Below are 26,399 nucleotides of genomic sequence, written 5' to 3'. Positions count from 1 at the left end.
TGGGCGCCTTCCTTCCAGGCCGCCGTACCTTTGCGGCCACGTATGCCCCTCTTTTCCCCCTTCATCTTCCAGCTCACCCCACCCTGAGTATTGGCCGGAATACCGTTTGCCGCCGCTTCCTGCCGGGAGCGTGCGGCTTTTCTTTTGCCTTTACCTCAGTTAGTTATGCAGTTTTCGCTTGCTTATTTCACTCAATATAAAGTCAACGTTAAAGATGAGGTGCTAGCCGGCCTCACCACGGCGCTGGCGCTGGTGCCGGAGGTGGTGGCCTTTGCGCTGCTGGCCCACATCAGCCCGCTGGTGGGCATTGGGTCGGCGTTTATTATTTGCCTCGTCACGAGCGTGGTGGGGGGTAGGCCGGGTATGATATCGGGCGCGGCCGGCTCGGTGGCGGTGGTTATCGTAAGTCTGGTGGTGCAGCAGGGCGTTGAATACCTGTTTCTGGCCGTGGCCCTGATGGGCATTATTCAGGTGGCGATTGGGCTGCTGCGGCTAGGTAAGTTTATCCGGCTGGTGCCGCAGCCAGTGGTGTATGGCTTCGTCAACGGCCTGGCCGCCATTATTTTCATGGCGCAGCTGGAGCAGTTCAAAACGCACGATGCGGCCGGGGCCGAGCACTGGCTCACGGGCTCCGCGCTGCTGATAATGAGTGGGCTGGTGGCCCTCACGATGGCCATCGTGTACTTCCTGCCCCGCCTCACCAAGGCCGTGCCGTCGTCGCTGGTGGCCATTGCGGTGGTGTCGGCGCTGGTTATTGGCGGCGGCCTGCAGACCAAGGCGGTGGGCGATATCGCCTCCATCGCGGGTGGCCTGCCCACGTTTCACCTGCCGCAGGTGCCGCTGAGCTGGCACACGCTGGCCGTGGTGCTGCCCTACGCCTTCATTATGGCGCTGGTGGGCCTCACCGAAAGCCTGCTGACCCTGACCGTGGTAGACGAAATGACCGACACCCGCGGCCGCGGCAATCAGGACTGCGTGGCCCAGGGCCTGGCCAATATTGCCTCGGGCCTGACCGGCGGCATGGGCGGCTGCGCCATGATTGGCCAAACCATGGTTAACCTCGAATCGCGGGGTAGGGGCCGGCTCTCGGGCGTGGTGGCGGCGGGGGCGCTGGCCCTGTTTGTGGTCGCCGGCTCGGGGCTGATTGAGCGGCTGCCGCTGGCGGCGCTGGTGGGCGTGATGTTCATGGTCGTTATCGGCACCTTCGAGTGGGCCAGCCTGCGCATCCTGCGCCGCATGCCGGCCTCCGACGTGTTCGTGATGCTGCTCGTGACGCTTGTGACCGCCATCTCCCAAAACCTGGCCCTGGCCGTGCTGCTGGGGGTAGTGGTGTCGGCGCTGTCCTTTGCCTGGGAAAACGCCAAGCGCATCCGGGCCCGGCATCACCTCGATGCGGCTGGCGTGAAGCACTATGAGCTGTACGGCCCGCTATTTTTTGGCTCGGTGCAGGCCTTCGGCGAAAAGTTTGACGTGGCCAACGACCCGGCCGAAGTTATCCTCGACTTTCGCGAAAGTCGGGTGGCCGATATGTCGGCCCTCGATGCCCTGCACAAGCTCACCGAGCGCTACCACCGCGCCGGCAAAACCCTGCGCCTGCGCCACCTCAGCCCCGACTGCCGCCACCTGCTGGGCCGCGCCGGCGCCCTGGTCGAAGTCAACGTGCTCGAAGACCCTCTTTACACCGTGTCCGGCGCCAACGTGGCGTATTAACCTGTTAACCTGGCGCACTAAAAAGGCCTCCCTACCCCCAGCTTCAGCTCGAAGTAGGGGGTAGGGAGGCCTTTTGTTGATGCACTTAGGGCCGTTGAAAGACGGACAAAATCTTGACGCCGCCGGCCCGGATGGCAAATACCTCGTAGCCCACGCTATCGGCATAGGGCACCCCCAGGCTGCGGTAGGCCGTGATGAAGTAGCGGCCGGGCGCGCGCGGCGCTATTACTAGGCGCGCCCGGTCGGCGGGTGTCAGCCAGGCCTCGTTGTTTCGGAGTGGCGGCAGGTGCGAGGCGGCGAGGTAGATGGGCCCCGTAGGCTGGTGTGCCACCAGGTATTCAAGCCCCCGCCGGTACGACAGCGCCCAGTAGTCGCGCTCAAATGAGCGCTCTATCACCCGGCTCGGCAGGTAGCTGAAATAAACCTGCTGGTATGGGTGCATGGCCACCATGCGCCCGGCCGTGAGCACCAGCTCGGCCACCGCCAGCCCGCCCAGCGCCAGCGCTACCCGGCGCCAGGTGGTGCCCAGGCGGCCTAGCCGCGCCACGGCCCGCCCGCCCTCCACGGCCAGTAGCAGCAGCGCGGGGTAAATAAAGTAGAGGTGCCGCCAGCCGTCGTAAAGTACCGATTGCAAGCCCATTACCAGTGCCACCGGCACCAGTAGCCAACCTGCCACCAGAAAGTCAAAGCGGCCCGTTGCCGTGCGCAGTTGCGCGCCGGGCTGGCGCAGCAGCTGCACCGCCACCACGCCCAGGCCCACTAGGCCCGCCAGCTGGTAGGCCACGGGGGTAGTAATGCTAATCCACACCAGCGGGTAGTGCCAGGGTAGGTCGGTGGCCTTAACGAGCTGGCCCATGTATAGCACCACGCCCGGCCACTTAAAGTGGCCCAGGCTCACGAATACCTCGGCCAGGTGCCGGTGCGGGTGCTCCCAGAGGTAGGGCCAGCCGGCCAGCATGCCCGCCGCCAGGGCTGGTAGGTAGGCCAGGCCGGCCCGCACCAGCGGCCCGCGCGGCTTGGAGGCGTCTTGGCCAGCAGCTTGCAGCGCCAGCAGCGTATAAGTGAAGGGTAGCAGCAGCAAGCCCAGCACGCGTACATCGGTGGCCGCGGCCGTTACCAGGCCATGCACGGCGGCCCGCTGCCACGAGGGGCGCTCCAGCAGCCGCACCAGGGTATAGATGCCGAGCGTAAAAAACGCTACGAATACCAAATCCTTCCCGTTGTAAAACGACTCGGCAAAAAAGCGGGGCGACAGCACCAGCAGCGCCGCCGCCGCCAGCCCCAGGCGCTCGTCGCGGAAGCGCCACGTGCCCAGCCTGAACAGCGCCCACACCCCCAGCAGGCTCACCAGGTAGGTGGCCGCGTGCCGCACCAGGTAGTAAGTGTGCGGGTCGTGGCCGGGCCGCAGCACGTCAAACAAGGCCAACGGCAGCTCAAACACTACCCCGTGGTCGTTGTCGGGGTGGCTGCCCAGGGCGGGCACGTGTTGCAGCAGCGGCTGCCGGGCGCCCCAGTCGGGGGCAAAAATGTGCGCCGCATAGTTCAGGCTCACCAGGCCATTGAGGCGGTCGATGGGCTCGTCCCAAGAAATGCCATAATCGGCGAATAGTAGGCCGCCCAGTACGAGTAAAAAGCCGAAAAATAGCCCGACCACATAGCGCGGAGCCCGGCGAATAGAAAGTGAAGCATGCATGAGTAGCGCAAAGCTAATTCCATGAAGCTATTGCTCTGCTGTAGTCTTCAGGGCATAATGCATTTCAAAATATACGTAAAACGCTGGTAGCGAGCGTCAAAATGCTAGGTGTGGGTTGCCAGAGCGCTTGCCCAGCGCACTTTCAGTTAGCGGAAAGGCGAAGATGTGCCCGCCGATGCCGGCCTGCCCAGCCGCGTCGCCACGGCCGGCAGATATGCTTCCTCAATGCCCGCGTCGGGGAGGGGTAGGCGGCCATCCAACGCGTTGGCGCCGGGCAGGAAGATATTGCCGTCGGAGTCGGCCAGGCCGGTAGCCAGACTATGTATAGGAAAAAAATACACAAGCAGTTGAGCCCGCAGGCCCCGCCGCATCTTTGCGGCTATGAACCCCGCCGCCCTCCTCACTTTCCTCGAAAACCTGGCCCAGCACAACGAGCGCGACTGGTTCCAGGACCACAAAGCCACCTACGACCACCTGCGCGCCGACTTCGAGCAGGACGTGGCCTACTGGCTGCGCGAACTAACCGCAGCCGAGCCCGCCCTGGCCGGCCTGGAGCCCCGCAAGTGCATATTTCGCATCTACCGCGACGTGCGCTTCTCCAAGGTGAAGGTGCCCTACAAAACGCACTTTTCGGCCTATTTCGCCGTGGGTGGCAAACAAAGCGAAGGCCCCGGCCGCTACATACAAATTGGCCCCAATGGCCAAACAATAGTAGCCGGCGGCATCTACGAGCCCACCAAAGAGCAGCTGGCCGCCATCCGCCAGGAAATCGACTATGCGCCCGACGGCCTGCACACGCTACTGGCCACGCCAGCAGCCCGGCAGTTTTTCCCTCGCGGCCTGGCCGGCGACCAGCTCAAGAAAATGCCGCCCGGCTACGACGCCGCTCACCCCGAAGCCGGCTGGCTGCGTCACAAGCAGTTTTTGCTCCTGCACAGTATCCCCGATGCCGAGGTGCGCCACCTTTCGCCCGAGGCCTTGCGAGCGCACATCCTGGCCGCGCTGCAAGCGCTGGGGCCGTTTTGCGAGTGGCTGACTGCCACAAATGACAGGTAAGTGGTTGACACATTAACCGAAAGGACGGCATTCCGAGCTTGCCGAGGAATCTCGTCCGCGTCGTTAGGTTACTACCCTTCACGGCGCGAGCGAGATTCCTCGGCAAGCTCGGAATGGCGTTCTTTTGGTGCTAAATAAGCCTAGAAATTCAGTACTTCCTCTTCGTGGCCGTTGCGCAGCAGCGCGCTGATTTTCTTGCCGTTGCCCTCGGCGTTCACGATGTTCATCTGGTCTGAAAATACCTCCAGCAGCATTCCCTGGTTGATAAGAATTTCTTTTGTGGGATGGGGTAGGGGCACTTTAGCATAGAGCCAGTAGGCATCTTTTTCGGCTTGCAGGCCCACGAACTGCACGTCGAGGGGTAGGCGCGGCTGGTGCGGCCCCGCCGGAATGCTGAGCTTAAGGTGCTGGTGCAGATACAGCTCGGCCAGCGGTAGGGAGCTGGGCTGCTGCAAGTCTACGGCCTTGGGCCGGCCCTGCGAGAGCGCCCGGCTGAAGTCGTCGGTAAATATCTTCAGGGCCAGCTCTACCTGCTGCTGCTGGGGGTTGAGCTTGAGCTCCAGAATGCTGGTGTGGTAGGCGTGGCGCGTGCCCGCCACGCCCGGCAGCCCCAGCAGCAAAAGAGAAAACAGGGTGAGGTGACGCATCGTATTAGCTAAGTAGAGAAGTCTTAAAAGGCGTTTGTCATTGCGAGCGAAGCGCGGCAATCGCACCAGAACGATGCCCAAACGACTCGTTCTGGTGTGATTGCCGCGCTTCGCTCGCAATGACAAACGATTCGGGATAGCAAGCAAATAGCTTAAAACAGCTTCATTACCTGCTTAATGACAATGACATACGCCATCAAAGCCAGGATAAGGACCGTGCCCACGCGCTGCGCGCCTTCGAGGAATTTCTCCGATGGCTTGCGGCGCAAAATCATCTCGTAAAGCAGAAACAGCACGTGCCCGCCATCGAGAGCCGGAATGGGCAGCAGGTTCATAAAGGCCAGCACCATGCTCAGCGTGCCCACCAGGGTCCAGAAGTGCGGCCAGTTCCAGACGCCGCCAAACTGCTGGGCAATCTCGACCGGGCCGCCGAGGCTTTCCGAAGCCGAAGCCTCGCGCTTCAAAATCTTGCCAAATGCTTTGGCTTGCAGCGAGATAACGCTGAATGCCTGCTTGGTGCCCTGCGGCACCGACTGGCCCAGGCTATAGTAGCGAGTGCTGAAATTCAGCTCGGGCTTGGGGCGCACGCCGATTTTGCCGGCCGCGCTCACTGCCACGGGCAGCGTTTGGGCCTGGCCGTTGCGCTCCACCGTAATGGGCACCGTCTGGCCCTTGAAGCGGGGTAGGGTGCGCAGCAGCTGGTCGTAGTACTTGATGGGCGTGCTGCCAATCTGGGTGATACGGTCACCAGCCTTGATACCCGCCTTGGCGGCCGGGTTGCCGGCCACTACCTCGGCCAGCGTAAAGGGCGAGCGCGCCTCCACAAACAGGCTGTCGCCCTGGTGGTTGAGCTGGTCGAAGAACGTGCGCGGCAGCTTGGGCAAGTCGATGAGCTGGCCGCCGCGCTCCACGGTGTAGTAGCTCTCGTTGCCAAGCAGCACGTCGGGGTTGTACACGTCGTTGAACTCGGTGAACGGCCGGCCGTTGATTTTCACAATCTGGTCGCCATCGCGGAAACCGATGTCGCGGCCCAGCTTGGTCGTTACCACGCCGTAGCGGGTTTCCGAGGCGGGCAAGTAGCTCTCACCCAGCTTATAAGTAAGCGCGGCGAAGATAACGATGCCCGTAATCACGTTCATGATAATACCGCCCAGCATTACCAGCAAGCGCTGCCAGGCTGGCTTGGCCCGAAACTCGTCGGGCTGCGGCGGGCCGGCCAGCGCGTCGGCGTCCTGCGTCTCATCCACCATGCCGTGAATGGCCACGTAGCCGCCCAGCGGAAACCAGCCAATACCATATTCCGTCTCGCCTACTTTCTTCTTAAGCAGGCTGAAGTTCCAGACGTGGGGTAGGGGGAAGAGGAAGTCAAAAAAGATGTAAAACTTCGTGACTTTTATCTTAAACAGCTTCGCGAAGGCAAAGTGTCCAAACTCGTGTAAGCCAACTAGTAGCGATAGACCCAGCACTAGCTGGCCAATCATAATGAGAATTTCCATGCGTAGGGTAAGCTTTAGCTTGCCCGGTGAAGTGTGAAGTAAAAAGTACTGCAACCCGTAACGTACTGGCTGCGGACGACCGGCAAGCGAAAGCTTACCTTACAATAACCCCGCCGCCACGCGCCGCGCTTCGGCATCGGTAGCGGCGTAGTCGGCCAGGGTTGGGGCTGCAAGATACGGCACCCTTTCCAGGCTCTCGCCCACCACGTCGGCCATGCCCAGGAAGCTCACCTTATCCTGCAAAAACGCCGCCACCGCCACCTCGTTGGCCGCGTTGAGCACGCAGGGGGCAGTGCCGCCGCGCCGCATGGCCCCAAAAGCCAGCGGCAGGTGGCGAAACGTATCCAGGTCGGGCGCCTCAAAGGTGAGGGTGGGGTAGGCTAAGAACGAAAACCGCGGAAATTCATTCCGCAGCCGGTGCGGATAGCCCAGCGCGTACTGAATGGGCAGCTTCATATCGGGCAGCCCCAGCTGCGCCTTCAGCGAACCGTCCTCGAACTGCACCAGCGAGTGCACGATGCTCTGTGGGTGCACCACCACGTCAATCTGGTCGTTGCGGAGGTCGAACAGCCACTTGGCCTCAATCACTTCCAGGCCCTTGTTCATGAGCGTGGCCGAGTCGATGGTGATTTTGGCGCCCATCGTCCAGTTAGGGTGCTTCAGCGCCTGCGCCTTCGTAATGTGGGCCAGCTCGGCGATGTTGCGCCCCCGAAACGGCCCGCCCGACGCCGTGAGAATGACCTTCTCAATCGGGTTCAGCTCTTCGCCCGCCAAGCACTGAAAAATGGCCGAGTGCTCTGAGTCGACGGGCAGCAGGCGCACGTTGTATTCCTGCACGAGCTTGGTAATCAGCTCGCCGGCTACTACCAGCGTCTCCTTATTGGCCAGCGCAATGTCTTTGCCGGCCTGGATGGCGGCCACCGTGGGGGGTAGGCCGGCGTAGCCGACCAGCGCCGTGAGCACCACGTCCACGTCGGGGCGCTGCACCACTTCGAGCAGGGCGGCGTCGCCGGCCAGCACCTGGGTTTCGGGCTGGCTGGCCAGGGCGGCCCGCACTTCCTGGTAAAACTCGTCGCCGATGACCACGGCCGCCGGCCGAAACTCCTGGGCCTGCTGCACCAGTAGCTGCCACTGTCGCCCGGCCGTAAGCACTGCCACCCGAAACCGGCCCGGCTGCTCGCGCACCACCTCCAGCGCCTGCGTGCCGATGGAGCCCGTGGAGCCCAGCAGCGCCAGCGATTTTTGCGAAGTATCAGGTAATAAAGAATCCGTCATCAAGCAGGGTTGGGAATAGAGCTGTAAAGGTAGCGCCGGCCCGCCGGGCCTAACCTGCGCCTTATCCATTCGGGCGGCTAGCTCGTACAGTCAGGCCCGGCGTGACCGGTTATTCTTCTCCCTACCCCCTTTTCCATGTCCATCAAGCTCAAACCGCTCGACCAGCAAATAATCGTCATCACCGGTGCTACCAGCGGCATTGGCCTCGCCACCGCCCAGGCGGCTGCCAAGGCCGGCGCCCGCCTCGTGCTGGCCGCCCGCTCGCAGGCCGACCTCGACACCGTGGCCCGGCAGCTCGGCAACCACAATGTGGCCACTGTGGCCGCCGATGTGGCCGACCCCGCCGCCGTGCGCCGTATCCACGACGCAGCCCACGCCCACTTTGGCGGCTTCGATACCTGGGTCAATAATGCCGGGGTAGGGATGTGGGGCAAGCTGGAACAAGGCAACCTCGAGGACTTTAAGCGCCTCTACGACACCAACTTCTGGGGTATTGTGAATGGGTCGCTCGAAGCCATCAAACACCTCAAGAAGCACGGCGGCGCGCTCATCAACCTGGGCAGCGTGGTATCGGACGTGTCGGTGCCCATTCAGGGCATGTATGCCTCCAGCAAGCACGCCGTGAAGGGCTTTACCGATGCCCTACGCATCGAGTTGGCCGATGAGAAAGCGCCCGTATCGGTCACGCTCATCAAGCCGGCCGCCATCAACACGCCCTTCCCCGAGCACGCCCGCAACTACCTGCCCGAGAAGCCTAAGCTGCCCCAGCCCGTGTACGCCCCCGAGGAAGTGGCCAATGCCATTCTGCACGCCGCCACTACCCCCATGCGCGACATTTTCGTGGGCGGCGGCGGCAAGGTGATGAGCAGCATCAATAAATACATCCCCGGCGTAATGGACTGGATGGAGGCCAAAACCGGCGTAGCCCAGCAAAAACAAGACGGCACCCGTGCCGTGGACCCCGCCGGCTCGCTGCACCGCCCCAACGGCCCCCACGCCCAGGTAAGCGGTCACAACCCCGGCCACGTGATGCAGACCAGCCTCTACACCCGCGCCCGCCTCAATCCGCTGCTGGCCGGCGTAATAGCCGCGGCTAGCCTAGGCGCCACCATCGCGCTGCTCACGGGCAAAAAGCAATAGCGCAAGGTCTCGCGCAGATATGAATAAGTAAAAAAGAACGTCATTCTGAGCTTGCCGAAGAATCTCGCTCGCGCCGTAAGGAGTAGTAATCCAACGGCGCGGGTGAGATTCTTCGGCAAGCTCAGAATGACGTTCTTTTTTAGTCAATCGCCTATAAATGACCGCTTACGTGAGCTTATCCAGCGCCGCTTTCAAACGCGGCAGCGCCGCCTGAATGGAAGCCAGCGACTCGGCTCCCACCGATAGGCGGAACCACGGGTCCGTAGCAGCCGTGCCGAAGGCGCTGAACGGCACCACCGCCAGCCCGGCCTCGGTGAGCAGGTAGGACGTGATTTCCTTGGTCGTGGCCAGTACCTCGCCGGTGGCCGTAGTGCGGCCCAGGGCGTCGATTTTGGCGGTGAGGTAGATGGCGCCGGCCGGCACAATGGCATCGACGGGGTAGCCCTGGGCGCGTAGGTCTTTCAAGCCGTCGTAGGCAGCGTTGAGGCTGGCTTGCAGGCCGGTTTTGAGGCCGGTGAGGTAATTATCTACGGCGGTTTGCTGAGGTAGGAGCTTGGCGGTGGCTACCTGCTCGGCCTTGGGAGCCCAGGCGCCGATGTGGCCCAGCAGCGCTTTCATCTTATCAAGCACCACTTTGGGGCCGAAGGCGTAGCCCACGCGCACGCCAGTGGCGGCAAAGCACTTCGAAATACCGTCGATGTACACCACGTAGTCGCGCAGGGCGGGCCGCAGGCTCACGGGGTCATAGTGCTGGGTTTCGCCGAAGGTCAACAGCCAGTAAATCTGGTCGTACAGGATATAGAGCGGCTTCTCATCGGGCCCACGGCGCTGGTTTTCGGCCAGCACCAGGTCGCAGATTTCTTCCAGGTCTTTCTTGGAAAATACCGTGCCCGTGGGGTTGAGCGGCGAGCACAGCGCCAGCAGCGTCGCGCCCTTGAGCTGCGGCGCCAGCTCGGCGGCGGTGGGCATAAAGTCGTTTTCGGGCTGGGTCGGCACCATCACCGACTCGGCGCCCGAAAGGTGGCAATAGTGGTTGTTGTTCCACGACGGCACCGGGAACACCACGCGGTCGCCGGGGTCTACCAGCGCCAAGTAGGCGGCGTAGATGAGCGGGCGCGAGCCGCCAGCTACGAGAAACTCATCGTTGGGCGAGTAGCTGAGGCCGAGGCGGTTCTTCAAGAAATCGGCGGCCGCCTGGCGCATGTCGGCGATGCCGGCGGCGGGCGGATAGTTGGTCTGGCCGGCCTGGTAGGCGGCTATTACCCCGTCGCGCAGCTCCGCCGGAATGGGGAACAGCTTGGGGTCAAAATCGCCAATAGTGAGGTTGCAGATGGTTTCGCCCTGGCGAATCTGTTCGCTCACGGCATTGCCAATTCGGATAATTTCGGAGCCGCTCATCTGGTCGGCCAGCCGGGAAATACGCATGGGGTAGGAGGTAGGGGGAGAGAGCACTAAAGACCCCCAAAGGTACCAATTGTTGCAGTGGCGGGCCGGTTTATCGGTGCTAGCGCTTCGGCTCCCAGGCTTCCCTACCCCCAAAAATCTGCTTCAAGGTGTACTTTTTGGCCTCCTGCGTTGTGAGCTGGTGGCTCCACGGCACGCGGGCCGCCGGGTTGGCGCCGGGGCCGGTAGACTTATACTCAGCGTAGAAAGCCGTTTTCTCGTTCTCCGCGTTCTTCCAGTTGTCCCAGCCGGCCGGCACAATGTGGCCGCCCAGCGCGCAGCGCAGGTACACCACCTGTGCATTGGGCCGCCAGGGCCGGCCGAGGTACACCTTTTTGGCCAGGGCAGTGTCGGCTACCAGCTGGCAATCCATAAATACAAAGCCAAACGCCTGCCCCGCCGGCGTGGAAGCGGCCGTCACAAACGAGTTTTTCTTGCTCTTAATCACGCAGTGGTCGAAGACACCGGTGCTGGCCCCGAAAATAAAATCGGTCGTGCCCTCGATGTAGCAGTCCTGGTAATACTGCCGGCTGCCGCTGGTGGCCAGCAGCAGCACGTCCTGGTTGCCCACCATCCGGCAGTGCCGGAAAATGGCCCGGTCGCCCTCCACGTTCAGCGCCACCGCCTGGCCCGCCGTGTAGCCCGCCGCATTCTCAAACGTTACATTCTCCGCCGTAAAATCAGTGGCCTGTACCAGTACCGAGTACGAGGTGGGGGTAGTGATGCCGGGCATCCCCACGTGGTCGCTGTAGGTGATAATCGTGCCGGCTGCCTCGCCCGTGCCGCGCAGCACAAGGTGCGTTTTCAGGGTCGGCACCGTCACCTTTTCGTGGTAGGTACCCGGTTTGAGCTGGATAACGACCGGCCGTTCCGACTGATTAGGCGCGGCATCAATGGCCGCCTGCACCGTGCGGAACTGCCCGCTGCCGTCGGCCGCCACCACGAGTGGACCGGTGGGCGCAGTAGTTTGGGCCTGGCTAAACAATGCGCCACCGCTCAGGCCGAGGAGTAAAAATAAGGTTTTCATCAGGGGGTAGTGGGTTGGGCCGCAGCGCCGGTGGGCGTGGCTACGGCGTTCTTAGGCAATGGTTTAGCCAGATGTTCTTCAACCAGCGCTACGTGTTGGGCTTGTAGGTTGTGGATGACCAGCTGCGCCATCAGGCGGGCGCCCAGCTCGTTGAAGTGCGTGTTGTCGTTGCGGCCCAGCGGGTAGTTGGGGTGGTCGCCAGGCGCGAGCTGCATAAAAAGGAGCTTTGATTTCTCGTCGCCCAGCTTTTGCAGCAGCGTGCGGCTCAGCTCGTCCATGTCTACCAGCAGCACGTTGCTCGCCTTTGCCACTGCCCGCGTGGTGGCCGAGTACGCCACGTGCGTTTCCTTGATGCGCCCGTCCTGGTCAAAATACCGGCGCGAAACCGGCGTCAGCAGCACCGGAATTCCCTTCTTGCCGCGCGTCTCAGTCACGAATTTGACGAGGTTTATGCGGTAGTCCTCGGGCGAAGCATAACGCTCTGGGTTAGCCACCGACTCGTCATTATGCCCAAACTGAATGAACACGTAGTCGCCGGGCTGCAAGGCCTGCACCACCGGTTGCCAGCGATTCTCAGCCAAAAACGTCCGGGTGCTGCGCCCATTCTGCGCCCGGTTATCCACGACTACCGTCGAGTCAAAAAACGTTACCAGCGGCATTCCCCAACCCGTTTCCGGGAACGTCGCCGGAATCTTCCGCGCCATTGTCGAGTCACCGATGAGGTAAACCTTGGTCTTGTGCGGGGGGGTAGGGGGCACCGCGGCCAACCAGCCCAGCAGGGCTAGCGGCAGGGCTTTGGTCAGCAGAGAAAATACCATGGAGTATAATTAAGAAGCTAATAGCCAGGTGCTAGCGGGCCTGTGCATCCACAGTAGCCTTCACCGTGCCCCGCACAATGTGGTCGGCCAACCCCAGCTTCAGGGCCCGAATGTCGGCCAGCACCAGCTCGGCCATGCGGCGTGCGCCCAATTCGTTGAAGTGCGTGTTGTCCTCGCGGCCGTCGGGGTAGTTGGGGTTTTCACCGGGCGCCAAGTGGTTGAATAGCAGCTTAGAATTTTCCGGGCCAAACTGCTGAAGCAGCGCCTGGCTGCTGCGGTCGAGGTCGATGAGGGGGGTAGCAGTTTCGCGGGCCACGGCGCGCACCAGCTCGGCGTAGGCGGCGTGGGTTTCCTCCACTTTGCCGGCGGCGTCGAATTTGCGGCGGGCCACCGGCGTCAGCAGCACGGGCTGGGCTTGGTGGGCGCGCGTTTCGGCCACGAAGCGCTTGAGGTTGGCCGTGAACTCGGCCTCGGGCGTGTAGGTCTTTTTGGTCGGCACCTCGTCGTTGTGCCCAAACTGAATGAACACGTAGTCGCCGGGCTGCAAAGCGCTGGCTATGGGCTGCCAGCGGTTTTCGGCAAGGAATGATTTGGTGCTGCGTCCATTCTGCGCCCGGTTGTCCACGGTTACCGCTTCGTCAAAAAACGCCGTAAACGGCATTCCCCAGCCCGTTTCGGGGTAGGCTTTCACCTGCTTTATCGACACGGTAGAATCACCAATCAAGTACACGTTGAGCTTGGCGGGGGCGGCGGGCATAAATGCCAGCAGAGCCCCCATACTCAGCGCCGCCACGGCGGCGGCTAGTCGGGATAACATTGGGAAGCGGGTGGGGAAGGTGGTAACTGCTGGGGCGCCGCATACTCGCTGCCGCCCCTCGAAGAGGCAAACGTACTGGCCAGGCTGCGGCGGCACCAGGTTTTTCTACGCAATCGTTGCCGACCTTCGGCCGCGCCAACTGCCTGATGCAGTCGCGCCCAGCCTATTTAGCAGGGGTAGGGAAAGGGCTGGCTTGCCCACATAAGTTGCGGCCAAGCCAAACGGCCCGCCGTTTATTCCGTTGACTGCTCAGCTTTATCTCCGAGTTTTTTATTTCATGCGCTTTCTCCTCCAGGCCATCCTTGTCATCGTGTTACTTGTGCCGGCTGTGCCGGCAGCGGCCTATTCGGTGCTCACTCACCAGGCCGTTATCGACTCGACCTGGGATAAAACCCTGCTGCCGCTGCTCAGCCAGCGCTACCCCGGCGCTACCCCCGCCGAGCAGGACGACGCCAAGAGCTACGCCTACGGCGGCGCCATTATCCAGGATATGGGCTACTACCCGCTGGGCGCCGAGTTCTTTACCAACCTCACGCACTACGTGCGCGCCGGCGACTTCGTGCGCAACCTGCTGCGCCAGGCCCACAACCGCAACGAATATGCCTTCGCCCTGGGCGCGCTGGCTCACTACGCCTCCGACAACTTGGGCCACCCCGAGGCGACTAACCTCATCCTGCCCGACGTATACCCCAAGCGCAAGGCCGCCTACGGCCCGGTCGTGACCTACGAGCAGGCGCCCATCAACCATACCGAGGTCGAATTTTCGTTTGACGTGGTGCAAATCGCGGCCGGCCGCTACCGCTCGCAGGACTATCACAAGTACATCGGCTTTCGAGTAAGCAAACCGGTGCTGGATCGTGCCTTTCTGCAAACCTACGGGCTGGAGCTGGGCCAGGTGCTATTCAATGTGGATGCGGGGGTAGGGGCTTTTCGGTTGGCTGTCAATCAGTTGCTGCCAGCCGCTGCCCGCGCCGCCTGGGTCAATAAGCGCAAGGAGATTCGTAAAATAAGCCCCAAGGCTCGCCGCCGCGACTACGTATTCCGCATGAGCTCCCGCGAGTACCGGGAGGAGTTTGGCGAAAACCACGAGCGGCCGGGCTTCGGTGCGCGCATCCTGTCGGGCATCCTCAGCATTCTGCCCAAGGTCGGGCCCCTCAAGCCCTTCGCCTTCAAAGTGCCTAGTGCCGCCGACGAGGCCAAGTTCCGGGCCAGCTACCGCGATGCCTTGGTGCGCTACAGCACCCTCGCAAAACGCCAGCACACCGACACCACGGCCGCGCCGTCCTACCTGCCCAACACCAACCTCGATACCGGCCGCCCTACCCACCCCACCGACTACATCTTGGCCGACCAAACCTACGCCCGCCTCCTGCGTGAGCTGCGCGACCATAAGTTTGAGCACCTGACGCCCGCTCTGCGCCAGAATATCCTGGCTTTCTTCGCCGCCGGCCCACCGCCATCCGCGCCGCCCGCCCGCTTCACCGAGGCCACCGAAGACGCGCAGAAAGACTCTGCTAAAAACCGCAAAAAGCGGCAGGAAGCGCAAGAAGCCTTTGAAGCGATAAAAGCCAGGAAATTCTAGTGCAATTCCCAAGTCAGAGGTCAAGGTACGTGCGCCGGTCCGACGGCGAAGCCGTCCGACCGGTTGACGCTGAAACGAGGACTGAACGACTGGCCAAACGGCGCGCCCGGCAACCGGTCAGACGGCTCCGCCGTCGGGCCGGCGCACGTACCCTGACCTGGGAACCACTGTAAGTTGAGAGTTGCTAATAGTTAACTGTCCGCTCTTTTCTTTGCGAGAACGAGCGGCGAGAATGAGCGGCGCGAACGACGAGCGAACAGCCGGCTCAACGCCGGCAGCCCGCACCAGCCAATCTGCACACGGACTTGGCCTCCGCTCTGAGTGACCACCTAACCCGAGCTAAACCAAAAAAAGCCGGCTTCCCACGTAGGGAAGCCGGCTTTTTTAAGCTATTTGGGAAAGCGCAGCTTATGCAGCTACTTCCTTCACGATTTCGCGACGACGCTCTTTGATACGAGCAGCTTTGCCCGACAGGCCGCGCAGGTAGAACAGACGGGCGCGACGCACCTTACCGCGACGGATTACTTCGATTTTGTCGATGTTAGGCGACAGCAGCGGGAAAATCCGCTCGGTGCCTATCTGGTTCGAGATTTTGCGCACGGTGAAGGTCTCACCGTTGCTGCTGGGGTTGCGACGCTGGAGAACCACGCCTTGGAACTGCTGAATGCGCTCCTTGTTGCCCTCGCGGATTTTTACGTGCACGTTGATGGTGTCACCGGCAGCAAACTTGGGAAAGCTGGCGCGGCGCTCCTGGCCTTCGGCATTGATAAAGTCGAGTAGTACGCTCATGGCGAAAAAAAGAATTACAAAGTGGACAGCGCCGCTGCCCGCTGATGGGTATTTTGCGAAACGGAGCGCAAAGATAGAAAATTAACCGCGCAAATGCAAACGCGGGTAGTGGTAATCAAGTTAAAAGAACGTCAGGCTGCGCTTATCGAAGCATCTCGCGTGCTGCCAAGGGTGGTTTACCTGTAGCACGTCATGCTCCGCGGGGCTCAGCTTGACGTGCTACAGGGTTATTACCCCAGCAAGTCGGGTCGGCGGGCCTGCGTGCGGGCCAGTGCCTGCTCGTGGCGCCACTCCTCAATCAGGGGCGTATTGCCCGAAAGTAGAATCTCGGGCACGGCCCGGCCGCGCCATTCGGCGGGACGGGTGTACACGGGCGGCGCCAGCAAATCATCCTGAAACGAGTCGGACAAAGCCGATTCTTCGTTGCCTAGCACGCCGGGCAGCAGCCGCACCACGGCATCGACGAGTATTGCGGCGGCCAGTTCGCCACCGCTCAGCACAAAGTCACCCACGCTTATTTCGTGCGTCACGTACTGGTCGCGAATGCGTTGGTCTACCCCCTTGTAATGGCCGCAAAGCACGATAACGTTGCCCAGCAGCGACAACCGGTTAGCCAGCGGCTGGCGCAGCGTCTCGCCATCGGGCGTGAGGTAGATGATAGCGTCGTAAGGCCGCTGCGCTTGCAGCTCGTCAATCCAGGCCGCGATAGGCTCGACGCGCAGCACCATGCCCGCCCCGCCGCCAAACACGGCATCGTCAATCTGGCCGTGCTTGTTGATGGCCCTATCCCGCAGCTGGTGCAGGTAGATTTCAACTATACCCTTGTCCTGCGCCCGCTTCACGATGGAATGGGCAAACGGGCTTTCGAGCAGCGCCGGCTGGCAGGTAAGAATGTCGATACGCACCGCAGATTTAACGGATTAAACGGATGGAACAGATACGCCCGCCGCGCGGGCTGGCTAGGGTAGTGAACCGGCGCTAGTCGGCGTTTGGGTTTTTGTGCGCGCCGGGGTTCAGGTAGATGTCCAGCAAGCCCTCGGGCATGTTCACAAAAAGCTGCTTGGCTTCCATATCGGCGTGGCTCACCAGCTCATCAACCACCGGCAAGAGCACCTCCTGGCCTTTGTAGCGCATGGCCAACACGTCTTGCTGCGGTAGCTCGTAGAAGTTCTCCACCACGCCCAGCGCGCCTTCCTTCTCGTCAATAACCTGGAAGCCAATGACGTCGTGGAAATAAAACTGGTGCTCCTGCAGCTCCGGCAGCTCGCTCAGCGGCAGCCACAGCTTGGCGCCCCGCAGCGGCTCGGCCTCCTCAATGCGCTCGATGCCGCGCAGCTTGAGCAGCACGCGCTGCCCGACCTGTGGGTTCACACGCTCCACCTGGTAGGCGGTGAGCTTGGTGGGCGCGGTGGCCAGGGCCAAGTACACCGTCTTCAGCTTATCGTAGGTGGCGGCGTTGTCCACATCAAGTTGGGCCGTCATCTGGCCTTTCAGCGCGTGGGGCTTCACAATGAAGCCTAGCTCAAAGCATTCGTCAAGCGTCATGGGGTAGGGATGCTATGATTAAAGAGGAAACTAAAAAAGAACGTCATGCTGAACCTGTCGAAGCATCTCTACCGCGTAACTAACCTCAGTAATTGAGTTTACTACCCGGTAGAGATGCTTCGACAGGCTCAGCATGACGTTTTTTAAAGCCAAATCAGGCGTTAGATAGCCTGATTGCCCGAAAACTACGCGGCAGCTTCGGCCGAAGTTTCGGCGGTTTCCGTCGAGCCTTCGGTAGCTTCCTCAGCTGCCGGAGCGGCGGGGGTAGCGGCGGCCAGGGCGGCAGCCTGCTTCTGCGCCAGGGCAGCAGCGCGGGTTTCCTTCACTTTGGTTTCGGCGGCAAGCTGCTGCTTGCGCGTCTCGGCCTTAGTGTCAACCAAGCCAGTCTTCTTAGCTTCGATTTTAGCGTCTTTCTCGCTCAGCCAATCCTGGTAGCGCTGGTCGGCCACGTCCTGGGTCAGGGCGCCTTTCGTAACGCCAAGCTGCAGGTGACGACGCAGCAATACGCCGCGGTAAGCGAGCATAGCCCGTACCGTTTCGGTAGGCTGTGCGCCATTCATTACCCAGTAAAAAGCGCGGTCACCATCGTATTGAATGGTGGCGGGGTTGGTATTGGGATTGTAGGTACCGAGCTTCTCGATGAAGCGGCCATCGCGGGGAGCGCGGGCGTCGGCTACTACGATGTCGTAAGTCGCGGCCTTTTTGCGGCCACGGCGGGCGAGGCGGATTTTAACTGCCATAAACCTTGGGGGTTGTGCGACGCAACTCGTGCGTCTGGTGAAGTAGGATTTCGGGCCGCAAAGGTACGGAGAAAGTAAGGCAAACCACCCAGGAAGCTTAACTATTTGCTGGAAGCAGGTAGATGACTTCTGCTCAAGCTGATTAAATGCCTTGTCAATAAAAGGGGGGTAAGGAATAATTTTACTAAAGAATTCGACTTAGTACCCTTGTCTGAATAGTCAAAATTCCAAAAAGTGCTTGTTTTACGAAAAATTAAGCTTAAATTTTGGGGTCATATTCTGGTTTGATGAAAAACGTTATCTCCCGCCGGGGCTTCCTGGCCAAGAGTGCCACCCTGGGAGCCGGAGCTTATCCGGCTATGCTGGCCCTGAACCTGTTACCCGCCGCGCCAGTCCATGCGTTCGATTTGCGGCCGGGTAGCGGGCAGGGTAAGCACGTCGTTATTCTGGGGGGCGGGCTGGCGGGCCTCACCTCGGCCTATGAGCTACGCAAGCTGGGTTACCGCTGCACCATTCTGGAGGCGCGGGAACGCAGCGGCGGCCGTTGCTGGAGCGTGCGCGGCGGCGCCACCACCGCCGAAACCACCAACCTGCGGCAAACGGCGGGCTTTGACAAAGGGCTGTATTTCAACGCGGGGCCTTCGCGCATTCCGCATCACCACCTGCTCACCATGCACTACTGCAAGGAGCTGGGCGTGCCGCTGGAGGTGTATAATAACGTGAACGAAGGCAGCTACTACTTTGCCGAGGGCAAGGGGCCGCTGTCGAACAAGAAGGTGCGCGCCCGCGAAATCCACAACGATATGCGCGGCTACATGAACGAGTTGCTGGCTAAAGCCGTGAGCCAGCAGCAGGTAGATACCGCCCTCACGGCCGAAGATGGCGCCAAGGTGCTGGAATACCTGCGCGCCGAGGGTGGCCTCGATATCGATAAGCTCTACAAGGCCTCGGCGCGGCGCGGCTACGTGGAAGCGCCGGGCGCGGGCAACCAAGCTGGCAAGCTCACCAACCCGCACCGCCTGGCCGATATCGTGAGCTCGGGCCTGCTCGACCCCGATTTCTACAACGTTGCTGAATACACCTATGAGCTACAAATGACGATGTTTCAGGCCGTGGGAGGCATGGACCGCATTGCGCAGGCGCTGGAGCGCCGCGTGGCCGATTGCCTCAAGCTGGGCGCGCAAGTGACGACCATTCAGAACCAGCCCGACGGCGTGAAGGTCATTTATACGGACCAGCAGGGCACGCACGAGCTGGGCGGCGACCTGTGCATCTGCACCCTGCCGCTGCCAGTGCTTAGCAATCTGAGCCACAACTTCTCGTCCGATGTGAGCCGGGCTATTGATTACGTGCCCTACATCCAGGTCGGTAAAATCGGCTTGCAGTTCAAGCGCCGCTTCTGGGAGGAAGATGAGCAGATTTACGGCGGCATTACGCACACCAATAATGAGTTGACGCAGATTTTCTACCCCTCCTACGACTACCTGAGTCCGAAAGGAATTCTCATTGGCTACTACAATTTCAACGAGAAGGCCCAGCGCGTGGGTGAGCTTACCTACGCGCAGCGCGAGCAGCTGGCGCTGCAAAAGGGCCAGCTCATTCACCCACAGTACCCGAAGGAGTTTGAGCAGTCGTTTTCGGTGAGCTGGCACAAGCAGCCTTACAGCCTGGGCGGCTGGGCGCTGTACTCGCCCGAGGAGCGCCAAACCATTTACCAGGCCCTGCTCAAGCCCGAGCACAACGTCTATTTCGCCGGCGAGCACACCACCTACCTCACCGCTTGGATGGCGGGCGCTTTTGAGTCGGCGCGCAGCACGGTGGCGGCCGTGCACAACCGCCTGAGCGCGCAGCGCGTGGTCTATCCCACCGTCAAAAACAATTAACAACGAACAGTGAGCAATCAAACAATGAGTAACCTTTAATCAATAATCCCTACCCCTCATGAAAACTCTGATGAACCGCCGCAACTGGCTGAAATCGGGTGCGTTGCTGGCCGGCAGTGTATCGCTGCTGCCCACCAGCCTGCCCGCCCTGGCCGCCCCGCGCCCGCCGGCCCCCGCCGCGCCCCTACCCCTGGCCAACGGCCTGACCGATGAGGAGGTACTACGCGCCGCGCCGGTGCAGCTGCGCGCCCGGCTCTCGGCCAACGAGAACCCGTTCGGGCCCTCCGACAAGGCCAAGCAGGCCATTACGGAGTCGATGGCGAGCTGCTACCAGTACCCGATGCAGGCCAGGGACCTGATTCAGAAAATCGCCGATTATGAGGGGCTTACGCCCGAGCACATCATGCTTGATGCGGGCTCTAGCCCGCTGCTGCTGGCGGCGGCCATGCACTTTGGGCAGCAGGGCGCCATTATCACCGGCGACCCGTCGTACGCTGACCTGCCCCGCAAGGCAGAGAAGTTCAAGGCGCCCATCGTGGCTGTGCCGCTGACCGCCGACTACAAGCTGGACCTGGAGGCGATGGAGAAGAAAATTGACAGCCGCACGGCGCTGGTGTACCTCTGCAACCCCAACAACCCAACCGGCACCGTGCTCGATACGGCCAAGCTGAAGGCATTTACGGCGCGGGTTTCCCAGAAAACGCCCGTCTTTATCGACGAGGCTTACATCGACTACCTGCCCGACCCGCGCGGCACTACTCTCATCGCGGCCGTGAAGCAGGGCCAGAACGTAATGGTCGCCCGCACCTTTTCCAAGCTGTACGGCTTCGCGGGGCTGCGCGTGGGCTACCTCGTGGCCCAGCCGGCCATGATAAAGACGCTGAGCCAGTACGCGCAGGGGCCGATGAGCATTTCGGCCCCGGCCATTCGGGCGGCGGTGGTGAGCTACCAAGACCAGGCTTTTATGCAGGATGCGCTCAAGAAAACACTGGCTTCCAAGCAGTTTCTCTACGATACGCTCAAGCGCGAGGGCTACGAGCCCATTCCGTCGGTGACCAACTTCGTGATGTTTCCTATCAAAATGGACGGCAAGCGCTTCGTGGAAGAAATGGGTAAGCGCGGCGTAAGTATTCGCAACTGGGAGTTCAATAACCAGCACTGGTGCCGCGTCAGCATCGGGCGCATGGATGAGATGCAGGCCTTTGCCGAGGCCTTTACGCAGGTGTCGTAGGTGGATGATGATAAAATTCTAACAATCAACACGTAGCAATCAACAATCACCCAATGCGAAATTCACTGCTTACCGCAGGCCTATTCCTGCTGGGCAGCGGCGGCGCGCTGGCTCAAACCAACCCGCGCCCGCTTACCCTCGACGAATACCAGAAAGCCAAAGGCTTTCAAATCAAGGACCTGGACACAGAGAGCTACGTCAAGTTTGACAACGCCTACATTCTCGACCGCTACGAGGCCCGCAAGCCCTACTTCATCACCGGCGACGATGGCCTGAAAAAGCGCATCGACCTCTACAAGCTGGTGGCCAAGACCGGGATGCAGGAAATCGGCACCATGATTTTCTACACCACCGAGAAAGGCAAGCGCTACCAGGCCCTGCTGCCCGACTTCACGGCCGATGGCAAAGTGTGGGAAAAGTACTTCGAGGACATTCACGCCATCGACAAGGAGGAGAAAAACTTCGTGCTGAAGCTGTCCTACGTGCTCTCTAAAGAGATGAGCTTCCAGCAGTTCAAGAACCTGAACCAGGGCAAAGACCTGCACGCCGAAGCCGGCACCTACGGCAGCGATATCTGCTTTCCGGGTTACCAGCTGGTGGCGCTGGCCGCGGGCGGCCACAAGCAGCTGCGCGACATTCGGCCTGGCGACCAGCTCACTACCCTCGACCTGGCGACCCAACTGCCCGCCACGGCCACCGTGCAGGAGCTGGTGGTACACGCCGCCCAGAACTACGCCCTCACGCGGCTCGATGTAGTGGCGGTGCGCGAGCAAGCAGGCCCGGCCGCCACCCACGCCCACCTCATCAGCCAGGTGCTGGAAGCCACGCCCAACCACCCCATGCATACTGCCACCGGCCCCCGGCCGGCCGGCGAAGTGGGGGTAGGCGAGCAGCTGCTGTGCCTCAACCCGCACACGCAAGCCTACGAAGCATACACTGTGCTGCGCACCCGCGCCTACGCGGGTGGTGAGCAGGCTGTGTACAACGTGGTGACGGAGCAAGGCAACCCATTTCTGCTGAATGGGGTGGTAGTGCTCCAGAAGTAGCTTACCAATTACGACGCAAAAAGAAAGGGTATCCTCGGCCGAGGATACCCTTTCTTTTTGCGTCGTAATCGGTCGGTTTAAGCTGCTTGTGCCAGCTTTTTGCTGCGCTGCTTGGGCTGCACGTTTTTGCGCTTAATCTTGATAATGCGGGCCTTATCCAGCGTCCAGATGGCCACGTAGGTCGGGTCAAACTCCCACCACTTCACGCCGAAGTTGACGCGCATGGGCAGCTTGTGGTGATTATTCTGAAACAGCTCGCCGAATGCCAGAAAGTCCAGGGCCAGCGTGTTCTTGCTCTTGTCGTGGTTGTCGAAGTTCTGGTAGCCGTATTTGTGGCCGCCCCAGTTCACGATAGCGCCGTGAATCGGGCCCATCAGGAAATGGATGGGTAGGAGCAAATACTGCCACCAGGCGGTAGCAAAGCCGATGTAGAACAGCACGTAGGCCGTGCCCCAGCCCAGGCGCGAGTACACGGTGCCGCCAAAAGTCTCCAAGGCTTTCCACTCCGGAATGTCGCCCTCAAAGCGGGTAGCCAACTCGTGGCGGTCGTTCACCACATCGTTGTATATATTCTTGGTCTTCCACATCATGTCGAACGCATTGTTCGAGAAGTGCGGCGAGTGCGGGTCCAGCTCCGTGTCGGAGTAGGCGTGGTGCATGCGGTGCAGCAGCGCATAGGCGCGCGGCGACAAAAAGCTGCTACCCTGGCAGATGTAGGTGAACAGGAAGAAAAATTTCTCCCAGAACTTGTTCATTGTAAACATCTTGTGCGCCGCGTAGCGGTGCAGGTAAAATGTCTGCGTGAAGAGCGACAGGTAGTAGTGCGCAACGAAGAAAACCAGGATGGCCATTCAGAAATGAAATAAGCGTGAGGATTGCGCTGCCCGCACAAGTTATTCCTGTGGGGCATAGTTCACCGTTAAGACAAAATTACGGCCGTTGTTTAGCCAAAATTGCCCCAGAGTTGCACAATGCCATAATGTTACACCGGTGGTGAATGAGTAGCTGAGTAAGGTATTCACTTACTCAGCTACTCATTTACTCACTTGCTGAACGCCCGTGCCGCGTCCCAGTGCTGGGCATCGGGGAGGGGCGCCACTAGTTTCAGCGCTTCTTTCGTGACGGGGTGCTGCAGCTCCAGCTGGCGGGCGTGCAGGGCAATGCTCACGTCGGGCAGCGGGTTGAGGAAACCGTACTTTACGTCGCCCACAATGGGCGTGTGCAGGCCGGTAGCCAGCTGCACCCGAATCTGGTGCGGCCGGCCCGTTACGGGGTTCACCTGCAGCAGGTAGCGGTTGGCCGCCGGGCCCAGCAGCTCGTAGCTCAGCTCGGAGCGCTGGCCCTGGCCGTGCTTATCGGAGTAGGCCTTCGTCACGTTGCGCATGGGGTCTTTCACCAGCCAGTGCACCAGCTTGCCCTGCTCGGGCACCGGCGGCTTGCCCGTAAGCGCCCAGTAGGTCTTCTTCATCTGGCCATCCCGAAACATCTCGTTCAGGCGGCTTAGGGCCTTGCTCGTTTTGGCCAGCACCACAATGCCCGACACCGGCCGGTCGATGCGGTGGCACACGCCCACGAAGGCCGCGCCCGGCTTTTTGTACTTGAATTTCAGGTACTCCTCGGCTTTTTTGGAAAGCGGCTCGTCACCGGTTTCGTCGCCCTGCACCAGGATGCCAGCGGGCTTATTAATCACCAGCAGGTGATTGTCTTCAAAAATAATTTCCTGGCCTTCGGCCCACAGGTTCGGACGATTCACGCAGCAAAAGACCCGCAGCGCACGCTGCGGAAAAAGTAATTCTAATCACCAAAAAGCAAGTAGCAGCCTGGCCCGCGCCAAGGCGGGCGCGTTCAGCGCCGGTGGCAGTACCCGAACGATTTAGCTGGCTGTCGGCGAAGGTAAGGCCGCGCGCCCAAAGCACCTGGCCGGCGAGCAGGGGGGTAGGAAAGGTAATTTGCGTTAATTAGCTGGCTAGCAATTAATAGCCTTCTTCCTTGCTGGGAAAATCTCGGCTCTTCACGTCGGCCACGTAGTGCTGAATGGCCTCCGTCATGATATCGTGCAGCTCGGCGTAGCGGCGCAGGAAGCGCGGCTTAAACTCCTTGGTGATGCCCAGCACGTCGTGTACCACCAGCACCTGGCCGTCTACGTCGGGCCCGGCCCCGATGCCGATGACCGGAATGGTCAGCTCCTCGGCCACACGCTTGGCCAGCGTGGCGGGTATTTTCTCCAGCACCAGCCCAAAGCAGCCAATCTCCTGCAGCAGGTGGGCATCTTCAATTAGCTTCTGCGCCTCGGCTTCCTCCTTGGCTCGCACGTTGTACGTGCCAAACTTATAGATACTTTGGGGGGTAAGGCCCAGGTGGCCCATCACCGGAATGCCAGCCGTGAGAATGCGCACGATGCTGTCTTTAATCTCGGCGCCGCCTTCCAGCTTTACGCCGTGGCCACCGCTCTCTTTCATAATGCGGATGGCCGAGCGCAGCGCCTCGCTGCTGTTGCCCTGGTAAGAGCCAAAGGGCATGTCGACCACCACAAAGGCCCGCTTCACGGCCCGCACCACGCTCTGGGCGTGGTATATCATCTGGTCGAGCGTGATGGGTAGGGTAGTCTCGTGGCCCGCCATCACGTTGGAGGCCGAGTCGCCCACGAGCAGCACATCGACCCCGGCGCCATCCAGAATCTGTGCCATCGAGAAGTCGTAGGCGGTGAGCATGGAGATTTTCTCGCCCCGCTGCTTCATGGCCAGCATCTGGTGGGTAGTAACGAGTTTGACTTCTTTGTGCTGCGACATCGGGTCGAAATAAAGGATTGGGGCCGCAAAGCTGGCAAGAAATTTGGAAATGCCTACGGTTTTGGAACGGCTGGGGCCGAAATGACGTATCCTAGAGCGGCAGTTAGTAACTTCGCCGCCAGGTTGCCCTTTCCCTTAACCCTTCTGAATGAAAGTACTACCTCTCTGGCTTACAGGTCTTATTCTCTTGGCCGGACCAGCAACTGCGCAGACTACTGCCAAGCTGCATGGTCACTTAGTAAATACGGGTACCGAAAAGCTGCTGGTAAGGTGGTGGGGGCAGCCCCTTGCCACGCATGAGCAGCAACGTGCCGTGCACGTAACGCCCGAAGGTGAGTTTGACCTGACGGTGCCCGTTACCCAGCCCACGCTGGCGCAGCTAAGCTACGGCGATGAGGAGCTGACCGTTTTCCTGGAGCCCGGCGATGTGCTCGACCTGCACGGCGATGCCCCCGACTTGGTTGCCACGGCCAAGTTCGACTCGGGCGATGGTGCGGCCCACCGCCCCGCCGCCGCCGCCAACAACTACTTGCAGGAATACAGCCGCCGGTTTGTTAACAACGACGACTACCAGATTCTGCCCGAGAACATTAAGCTGCTGGAGAGAGGCTTCCTCACTTTTCTGGACTATCGGCGCGACCGCGAGCACGCGTTGCTCAAGCAAGCCGACCGCCGCGGCAACCTGACGCCCACCTTTCGGGCCTACGCTGAGGCCGATATTGCTTACACTTACGCCGAAGACCGTCTCACCTACGCCGACCTGCGCGAGCAAACGGTAGCTGGCCAGCCCCGCCTCCAGCTATCGCCGGAGTACTATAGCTTTTTGACGGAACCCGGTTTGCTGCCCGGCAATGAAGTAGCCGTTACGAGCCCGCACTACCAGGATTTTTTGCTCGACTACGTGCACTACCAGGCCCGTGCTAGTGGCCAGCAGCCCACCAGCCCCGCATATTTTCCGACCTGCTACCACCTGGCCGACAGTCTGCTGCACGCCGAAGCCCGGCCCGTAGTGCTGGGGCGCATTGTGCTCGAAACTATCCGGCAGGGCCACGTGGCCCACGCTCAGGCTTTGCTGGCTACCTACGCCGCCACTGCTAACGCTCCCGCCAACTGGATAGCCCTATTGCGTACCGACCTGGCCGACCACCAGTCGTTTGCCATTGGCAGCCCGGCGCCCGAACTGCCGCTACGCCTAGCCAACGGCCAGCCCCTGACGCTGGCCAGCCTCCGGGGTAAGCTGGTGTATATGATGTTTTGGGACAGCCGCTACCCCGCTGGCCAGCGTGAGATTCCCTACCTGAAAGAATTAACTGCTGCTTTAGCCAACAAGCCCGTAACCGTGCTGATGGTAGCGCTGGACGAAAACCTCTCCACCTGGCAGCAGACCGTGGCCGGCGCAAGCCCCGCGCTCACGGGCGTGCAGGCCTACCTGCCCGCCAGCCACCAGGCCGAAGCTCGCCAAGCCTATGGCATCGACCGGCTGCCCGCCGCCGTGCTGCTGGCCGAAGATGGTACGCTGCTCGACCTGCACCCGCGCAACATTAGCAGCCGCCCCTTGCAGGATGACCTGAAGGCCGCCATTGGCCGGGCCGCTGCCTACCGCGCCGTGGCCCTCAACAAGCTCTAAAAGAGGGGGTAGCAAGCAACTAAACAAGAGGGCCGCCGACGCTAG

At 61.1% G+C, this 26,399-nt stretch carries 24 protein-coding genes; 8 read left to right on the top strand and 16 right to left on the bottom strand.

Going from position 1 to position 26,399, the window contains the following annotated elements; all coding sequences use genetic code 11:
• Positions 1 to 165: 165 nt before the first annotated feature.
• A complete protein-coding gene (locus tag E4631_RS10775; protein WP_133655406.1) occupies positions 166 to 1,710 on the top strand; it encodes a SulP family inorganic anion transporter in 1,545 nt (514 codons plus the stop codon).
• Between the two features lie 85 nt (positions 1,711 to 1,795).
• On the opposite strand, the gene E4631_RS10770 is transcribed toward E4631_RS10775, so the two are convergent.
• Positions 1,796 to 3,403 carry a glycosyltransferase family 39 protein gene (locus tag E4631_RS10770; RefSeq protein ID WP_133655407.1) on the bottom strand — a complete coding sequence of 536 codons (1,608 nt, stop codon included), beginning with the start codon at positions 3,401 to 3,403 and terminating at the stop codon, positions 1,796 to 1,798.
• A gap of 146 nt (positions 3,404 to 3,549) precedes the next feature.
• Positions 3,550 to 3,744 carry a hypothetical protein gene (locus tag E4631_RS10765; RefSeq protein ID WP_133655408.1) on the bottom strand — a complete coding sequence of 65 codons (195 nt, stop codon included), beginning with the start codon at positions 3,742 to 3,744 and terminating at the stop codon, positions 3,550 to 3,552.
• 40 nt (positions 3,745 to 3,784) lie between these two features.
• Between E4631_RS10765 and E4631_RS10760 the strand changes: the two genes are divergently transcribed.
• Complete coding sequence (locus tag E4631_RS10760) at positions 3,785 to 4,459, top strand: DUF2461 domain-containing protein (RefSeq protein WP_133655409.1); 675 nt, start codon at positions 3,785 to 3,787, stop codon at positions 4,457 to 4,459.
• A gap of 140 nt (positions 4,460 to 4,599) precedes the next feature.
• Here E4631_RS10760 and E4631_RS10755 read toward each other — a convergent pair whose 3' ends face one another.
• The 3 genes from E4631_RS10755 to E4631_RS10745 all read right to left on the bottom strand — a co-directional run bounded on the left by E4631_RS10755 (position 4,600) and on the right by E4631_RS10745 (position 7,877).
• On the bottom strand, positions 4,600 to 5,106 hold the full coding sequence (locus E4631_RS10755) for a DUF6702 family protein (RefSeq protein ID WP_133655410.1): 507 nt from the start codon (positions 5,104 to 5,106) through the stop codon (positions 4,600 to 4,602).
• Between the two features lie 152 nt (positions 5,107 to 5,258).
• Positions 5,259 to 6,602: an RIP metalloprotease RseP gene (gene rseP, locus E4631_RS10750; protein WP_133655411.1), complete on the bottom strand. Its 1,344-nt coding sequence runs from the start codon at positions 6,600 to 6,602 to the stop codon at positions 5,259 to 5,261.
• Between the two features lie 99 nt (positions 6,603 to 6,701).
• Complete coding sequence (locus tag E4631_RS10745) at positions 6,702 to 7,877, bottom strand: 1-deoxy-D-xylulose-5-phosphate reductoisomerase (protein WP_133655412.1); 1,176 nt, start codon at positions 7,875 to 7,877, stop codon at positions 6,702 to 6,704.
• Positions 7,878 to 8,012: 135 nt separating this feature from the next.
• On the opposite strand from E4631_RS10745, the gene E4631_RS10740 reads away from it, so the two are divergent.
• Entirely contained in the window at positions 8,013 to 9,017 is a 1,005-nt protein-coding gene (locus E4631_RS10740) for an SDR family oxidoreductase (RefSeq protein ID WP_133655413.1), read from the top strand.
• Positions 9,018 to 9,182: 165 nt separating this feature from the next.
• Here the strand turns inward: E4631_RS10740 and E4631_RS10735 are convergent, their stop codons facing one another.
• The 4 genes from E4631_RS10735 to E4631_RS10720 form a co-directional block, all read right to left on the bottom strand.
• On the bottom strand, positions 9,183 to 10,442 hold the full coding sequence (locus E4631_RS10735; protein WP_133655414.1) for a pyridoxal phosphate-dependent aminotransferase: 1,260 nt from the start codon (positions 10,440 to 10,442) through the stop codon (positions 9,183 to 9,185).
• A 79-nt stretch (positions 10,443 to 10,521) separates the two neighbouring features.
• The gene (locus E4631_RS10730) at positions 10,522 to 11,487 is read right to left on the bottom strand and encodes a pectinesterase family protein (protein ID WP_133655415.1); all 966 of its coding nucleotides are present in this window, start codon (positions 11,485 to 11,487) and stop codon (positions 10,522 to 10,524) included.
• The gene (locus E4631_RS10725; RefSeq protein WP_133655416.1) at positions 11,487 to 12,305 is read right to left on the bottom strand and encodes a rhamnogalacturonan acetylesterase; all 819 of its coding nucleotides are present in this window, start codon (positions 12,303 to 12,305) and stop codon (positions 11,487 to 11,489) included. The genes E4631_RS10730 and E4631_RS10725 overlap by 1 nt, the downstream gene beginning before the upstream one ends.
• A 31-nt stretch (positions 12,306 to 12,336) precedes the next feature.
• Positions 12,337 to 13,122, bottom strand: a complete 786-nt coding sequence (locus tag E4631_RS10720; protein WP_133655417.1) for a rhamnogalacturonan acetylesterase — start codon at positions 13,120 to 13,122, stop codon at positions 12,337 to 12,339.
• Between the two features lie 277 nt (positions 13,123 to 13,399).
• On the opposite strand from E4631_RS10720, the gene E4631_RS10715 reads away from it, so the two are divergent.
• Positions 13,400 to 14,704 carry a zinc dependent phospholipase C family protein gene (locus E4631_RS10715; RefSeq protein ID WP_133655418.1) on the top strand — a complete coding sequence of 435 codons (1,305 nt, stop codon included), beginning with the start codon at positions 13,400 to 13,402 and terminating at the stop codon, positions 14,702 to 14,704.
• A gap of 408 nt (positions 14,705 to 15,112) precedes the next feature.
• Here E4631_RS10715 and rplS read toward each other — a convergent pair whose 3' ends face one another.
• From rplS to E4631_RS10695, 4 genes are all read right to left on the bottom strand, one after another.
• A complete protein-coding gene (gene rplS / locus E4631_RS10710; protein ID WP_133655419.1) occupies positions 15,113 to 15,493 on the bottom strand; it encodes a 50S ribosomal protein L19 in 381 nt (126 codons plus the stop codon).
• Between the two features lie 230 nt (positions 15,494 to 15,723).
• Positions 15,724 to 16,398 (bottom strand): tRNA (guanosine(37)-N1)-methyltransferase TrmD, encoded by a 675-nt coding sequence (gene trmD, locus E4631_RS10705; protein WP_133655420.1) that lies wholly within the window; start codon positions 16,396 to 16,398, stop codon positions 15,724 to 15,726.
• A 73-nt stretch (positions 16,399 to 16,471) separates the two neighbouring features.
• Positions 16,472 to 17,038: a ribosome maturation factor RimM gene (gene rimM, locus E4631_RS10700; protein ID WP_133655421.1), complete on the bottom strand. Its 567-nt coding sequence runs from the start codon at positions 17,036 to 17,038 to the stop codon at positions 16,472 to 16,474.
• Positions 17,039 to 17,223: 185 nt separating this feature from the next.
• Positions 17,224 to 17,778, bottom strand: coding sequence for a 30S ribosomal protein S16 (locus E4631_RS10695; RefSeq protein ID WP_133655422.1), 555 nt, complete (start codon positions 17,776 to 17,778; stop codon positions 17,224 to 17,226).
• Positions 17,779 to 18,065: 287 nt separating this feature from the next.
• On the opposite strand from E4631_RS10695, the gene E4631_RS10690 reads away from it, so the two are divergent.
• Genes E4631_RS10690 through E4631_RS10680 form a run of 3 tightly spaced genes read left to right on the top strand, consistent with a single transcriptional unit; the run spans position 18,066 to position 21,938 of the window.
• A complete protein-coding gene (locus tag E4631_RS10690; protein ID WP_174805423.1) occupies positions 18,066 to 19,661 on the top strand; it encodes a flavin monoamine oxidase family protein in 1,596 nt (531 codons plus the stop codon).
• Positions 19,662 to 19,719: 58 nt separating this feature from the next.
• Complete coding sequence (locus tag E4631_RS10685; RefSeq protein WP_133655423.1) at positions 19,720 to 20,892, top strand: histidinol-phosphate transaminase; 1,173 nt, start codon at positions 19,720 to 19,722, stop codon at positions 20,890 to 20,892.
• A gap of 53 nt (positions 20,893 to 20,945) precedes the next feature.
• On the top strand, positions 20,946 to 21,938 hold the full coding sequence (locus E4631_RS10680) for a hypothetical protein (protein ID WP_133655424.1): 993 nt from the start codon (positions 20,946 to 20,948) through the stop codon (positions 21,936 to 21,938).
• Between the two features lie 77 nt (positions 21,939 to 22,015).
• On the opposite strand, the gene E4631_RS10675 is transcribed toward E4631_RS10680, so the two are convergent.
• From E4631_RS10675 to panB, 3 genes are all read right to left on the bottom strand, one after another.
• Complete coding sequence (locus tag E4631_RS10675) at positions 22,016 to 22,789, bottom strand: acyl-CoA desaturase (RefSeq protein ID WP_133655425.1); 774 nt, start codon at positions 22,787 to 22,789, stop codon at positions 22,016 to 22,018.
• A gap of 191 nt (positions 22,790 to 22,980) precedes the next feature.
• Positions 22,981 to 23,691, bottom strand: a complete 711-nt coding sequence (locus E4631_RS10670) for an RluA family pseudouridine synthase (RefSeq protein ID WP_133655426.1) — start codon at positions 23,689 to 23,691, stop codon at positions 22,981 to 22,983.
• Positions 23,692 to 23,911: 220 nt separating this feature from the next.
• Complete coding sequence (panB, locus tag E4631_RS10665; RefSeq protein WP_133655427.1) at positions 23,912 to 24,727, bottom strand: 3-methyl-2-oxobutanoate hydroxymethyltransferase; 816 nt, start codon at positions 24,725 to 24,727, stop codon at positions 23,912 to 23,914.
• A 148-nt stretch (positions 24,728 to 24,875) separates the two neighbouring features.
• Between panB and E4631_RS10660 the strand changes: the two genes are divergently transcribed.
• Positions 24,876 to 26,354, top strand: coding sequence for a redoxin family protein (locus E4631_RS10660; RefSeq protein WP_133655428.1), 1,479 nt, complete (start codon positions 24,876 to 24,878; stop codon positions 26,352 to 26,354).
• Positions 26,355 to 26,399: the final 45 nt, after the last annotated feature.

The organism is Hymenobacter sp. UV11 (assembly GCF_004684095.1).
Classification (GTDB): domain Bacteria; phylum Bacteroidota; class Bacteroidia; order Cytophagales; family Hymenobacteraceae; genus Hymenobacter.
Note: the sequence above shows the minus strand (reverse complement) of the source record. Positions and strands in the feature narration are given on the sequence as shown.

Bases quoted from the DNA above. Each gene is read 5' to 3' on its own strand.
- E4631_RS10775 (WP_133655406.1), top strand. From the start codon at position 166: ATGCAGTTTTCGCTTGCTTATTTCACTCAATATAAAGTCAACGTTAAA.
- rseP (WP_133655411.1), bottom strand. From the start codon at position 6,602: ATGGAAATTCTCATTATGATTGGCCAGCTAGTGCTGGGTCTATCGCTA.
- E4631_RS10755 (WP_133655410.1), bottom strand. From the start codon at position 5,106: ATGCGTCACCTCACCCTGTTTTCTCTTTTGCTGCTGGGGCTGCCGGGC.
- E4631_RS10685 (WP_133655423.1), top strand. From the start codon at position 19,720: ATGAAAACTCTGATGAACCGCCGCAACTGGCTGAAATCGGGTGCGTTG.
- E4631_RS10675 (WP_133655425.1), bottom strand. From the start codon at position 22,789: ATGGCCATCCTGGTTTTCTTCGTTGCGCACTACTACCTGTCGCTCTTC.
- rimM (WP_133655421.1), bottom strand. From the start codon at position 17,038: ATGACGCTTGACGAATGCTTTGAGCTAGGCTTCATTGTGAAGCCCCAC.
- E4631_RS10735 (WP_133655414.1), bottom strand. From the start codon at position 10,442: ATGCGTATTTCCCGGCTGGCCGACCAGATGAGCGGCTCCGAAATTATC.
- E4631_RS10660 (WP_133655428.1), top strand. From the start codon at position 24,876: ATGAAAGTACTACCTCTCTGGCTTACAGGTCTTATTCTCTTGGCCGGA.
- E4631_RS10690 (WP_174805423.1), top strand. From the start codon at position 18,066: ATGAAAAACGTTATCTCCCGCCGGGGCTTCCTGGCCAAGAGTGCCACC.
- E4631_RS10720 (WP_133655417.1), bottom strand. From the start codon at position 13,122: ATGTTATCCCGACTAGCCGCCGCCGTGGCGGCGCTGAGTATGGGGGCT.
- E4631_RS10760 (WP_133655409.1), top strand. From the start codon at position 3,785: ATGAACCCCGCCGCCCTCCTCACTTTCCTCGAAAACCTGGCCCAGCAC.
- E4631_RS10715 (WP_133655418.1), top strand. From the start codon at position 13,400: ATGCGCTTTCTCCTCCAGGCCATCCTTGTCATCGTGTTACTTGTGCCG.
- rplS (WP_133655419.1), bottom strand. From the start codon at position 15,493: ATGAGCGTACTACTCGACTTTATCAATGCCGAAGGCCAGGAGCGCCGC.
- E4631_RS10730 (WP_133655415.1), bottom strand. From the start codon at position 11,487: ATGAAAACCTTATTTTTACTCCTCGGCCTGAGCGGTGGCGCATTGTTT.
- E4631_RS10770 (WP_133655407.1), bottom strand. From the start codon at position 3,403: ATGCATGCTTCACTTTCTATTCGCCGGGCTCCGCGCTATGTGGTCGGG.
- panB (WP_133655427.1), bottom strand. From the start codon at position 24,727: ATGTCGCAGCACAAAGAAGTCAAACTCGTTACTACCCACCAGATGCTG.
- E4631_RS10740 (WP_133655413.1), top strand. From the start codon at position 8,013: ATGTCCATCAAGCTCAAACCGCTCGACCAGCAAATAATCGTCATCACC.
- E4631_RS10695 (WP_133655422.1), bottom strand. From the start codon at position 17,778: ATGGCAGTTAAAATCCGCCTCGCCCGCCGTGGCCGCAAAAAGGCCGCG.
- E4631_RS10680 (WP_133655424.1), top strand. From the start codon at position 20,946: ATGCGAAATTCACTGCTTACCGCAGGCCTATTCCTGCTGGGCAGCGGC.
- E4631_RS10725 (WP_133655416.1), bottom strand. From the start codon at position 12,305: ATGGTATTTTCTCTGCTGACCAAAGCCCTGCCGCTAGCCCTGCTGGGC.
- E4631_RS10745 (WP_133655412.1), bottom strand. From the start codon at position 7,877: ATGACGGATTCTTTATTACCTGATACTTCGCAAAAATCGCTGGCGCTG.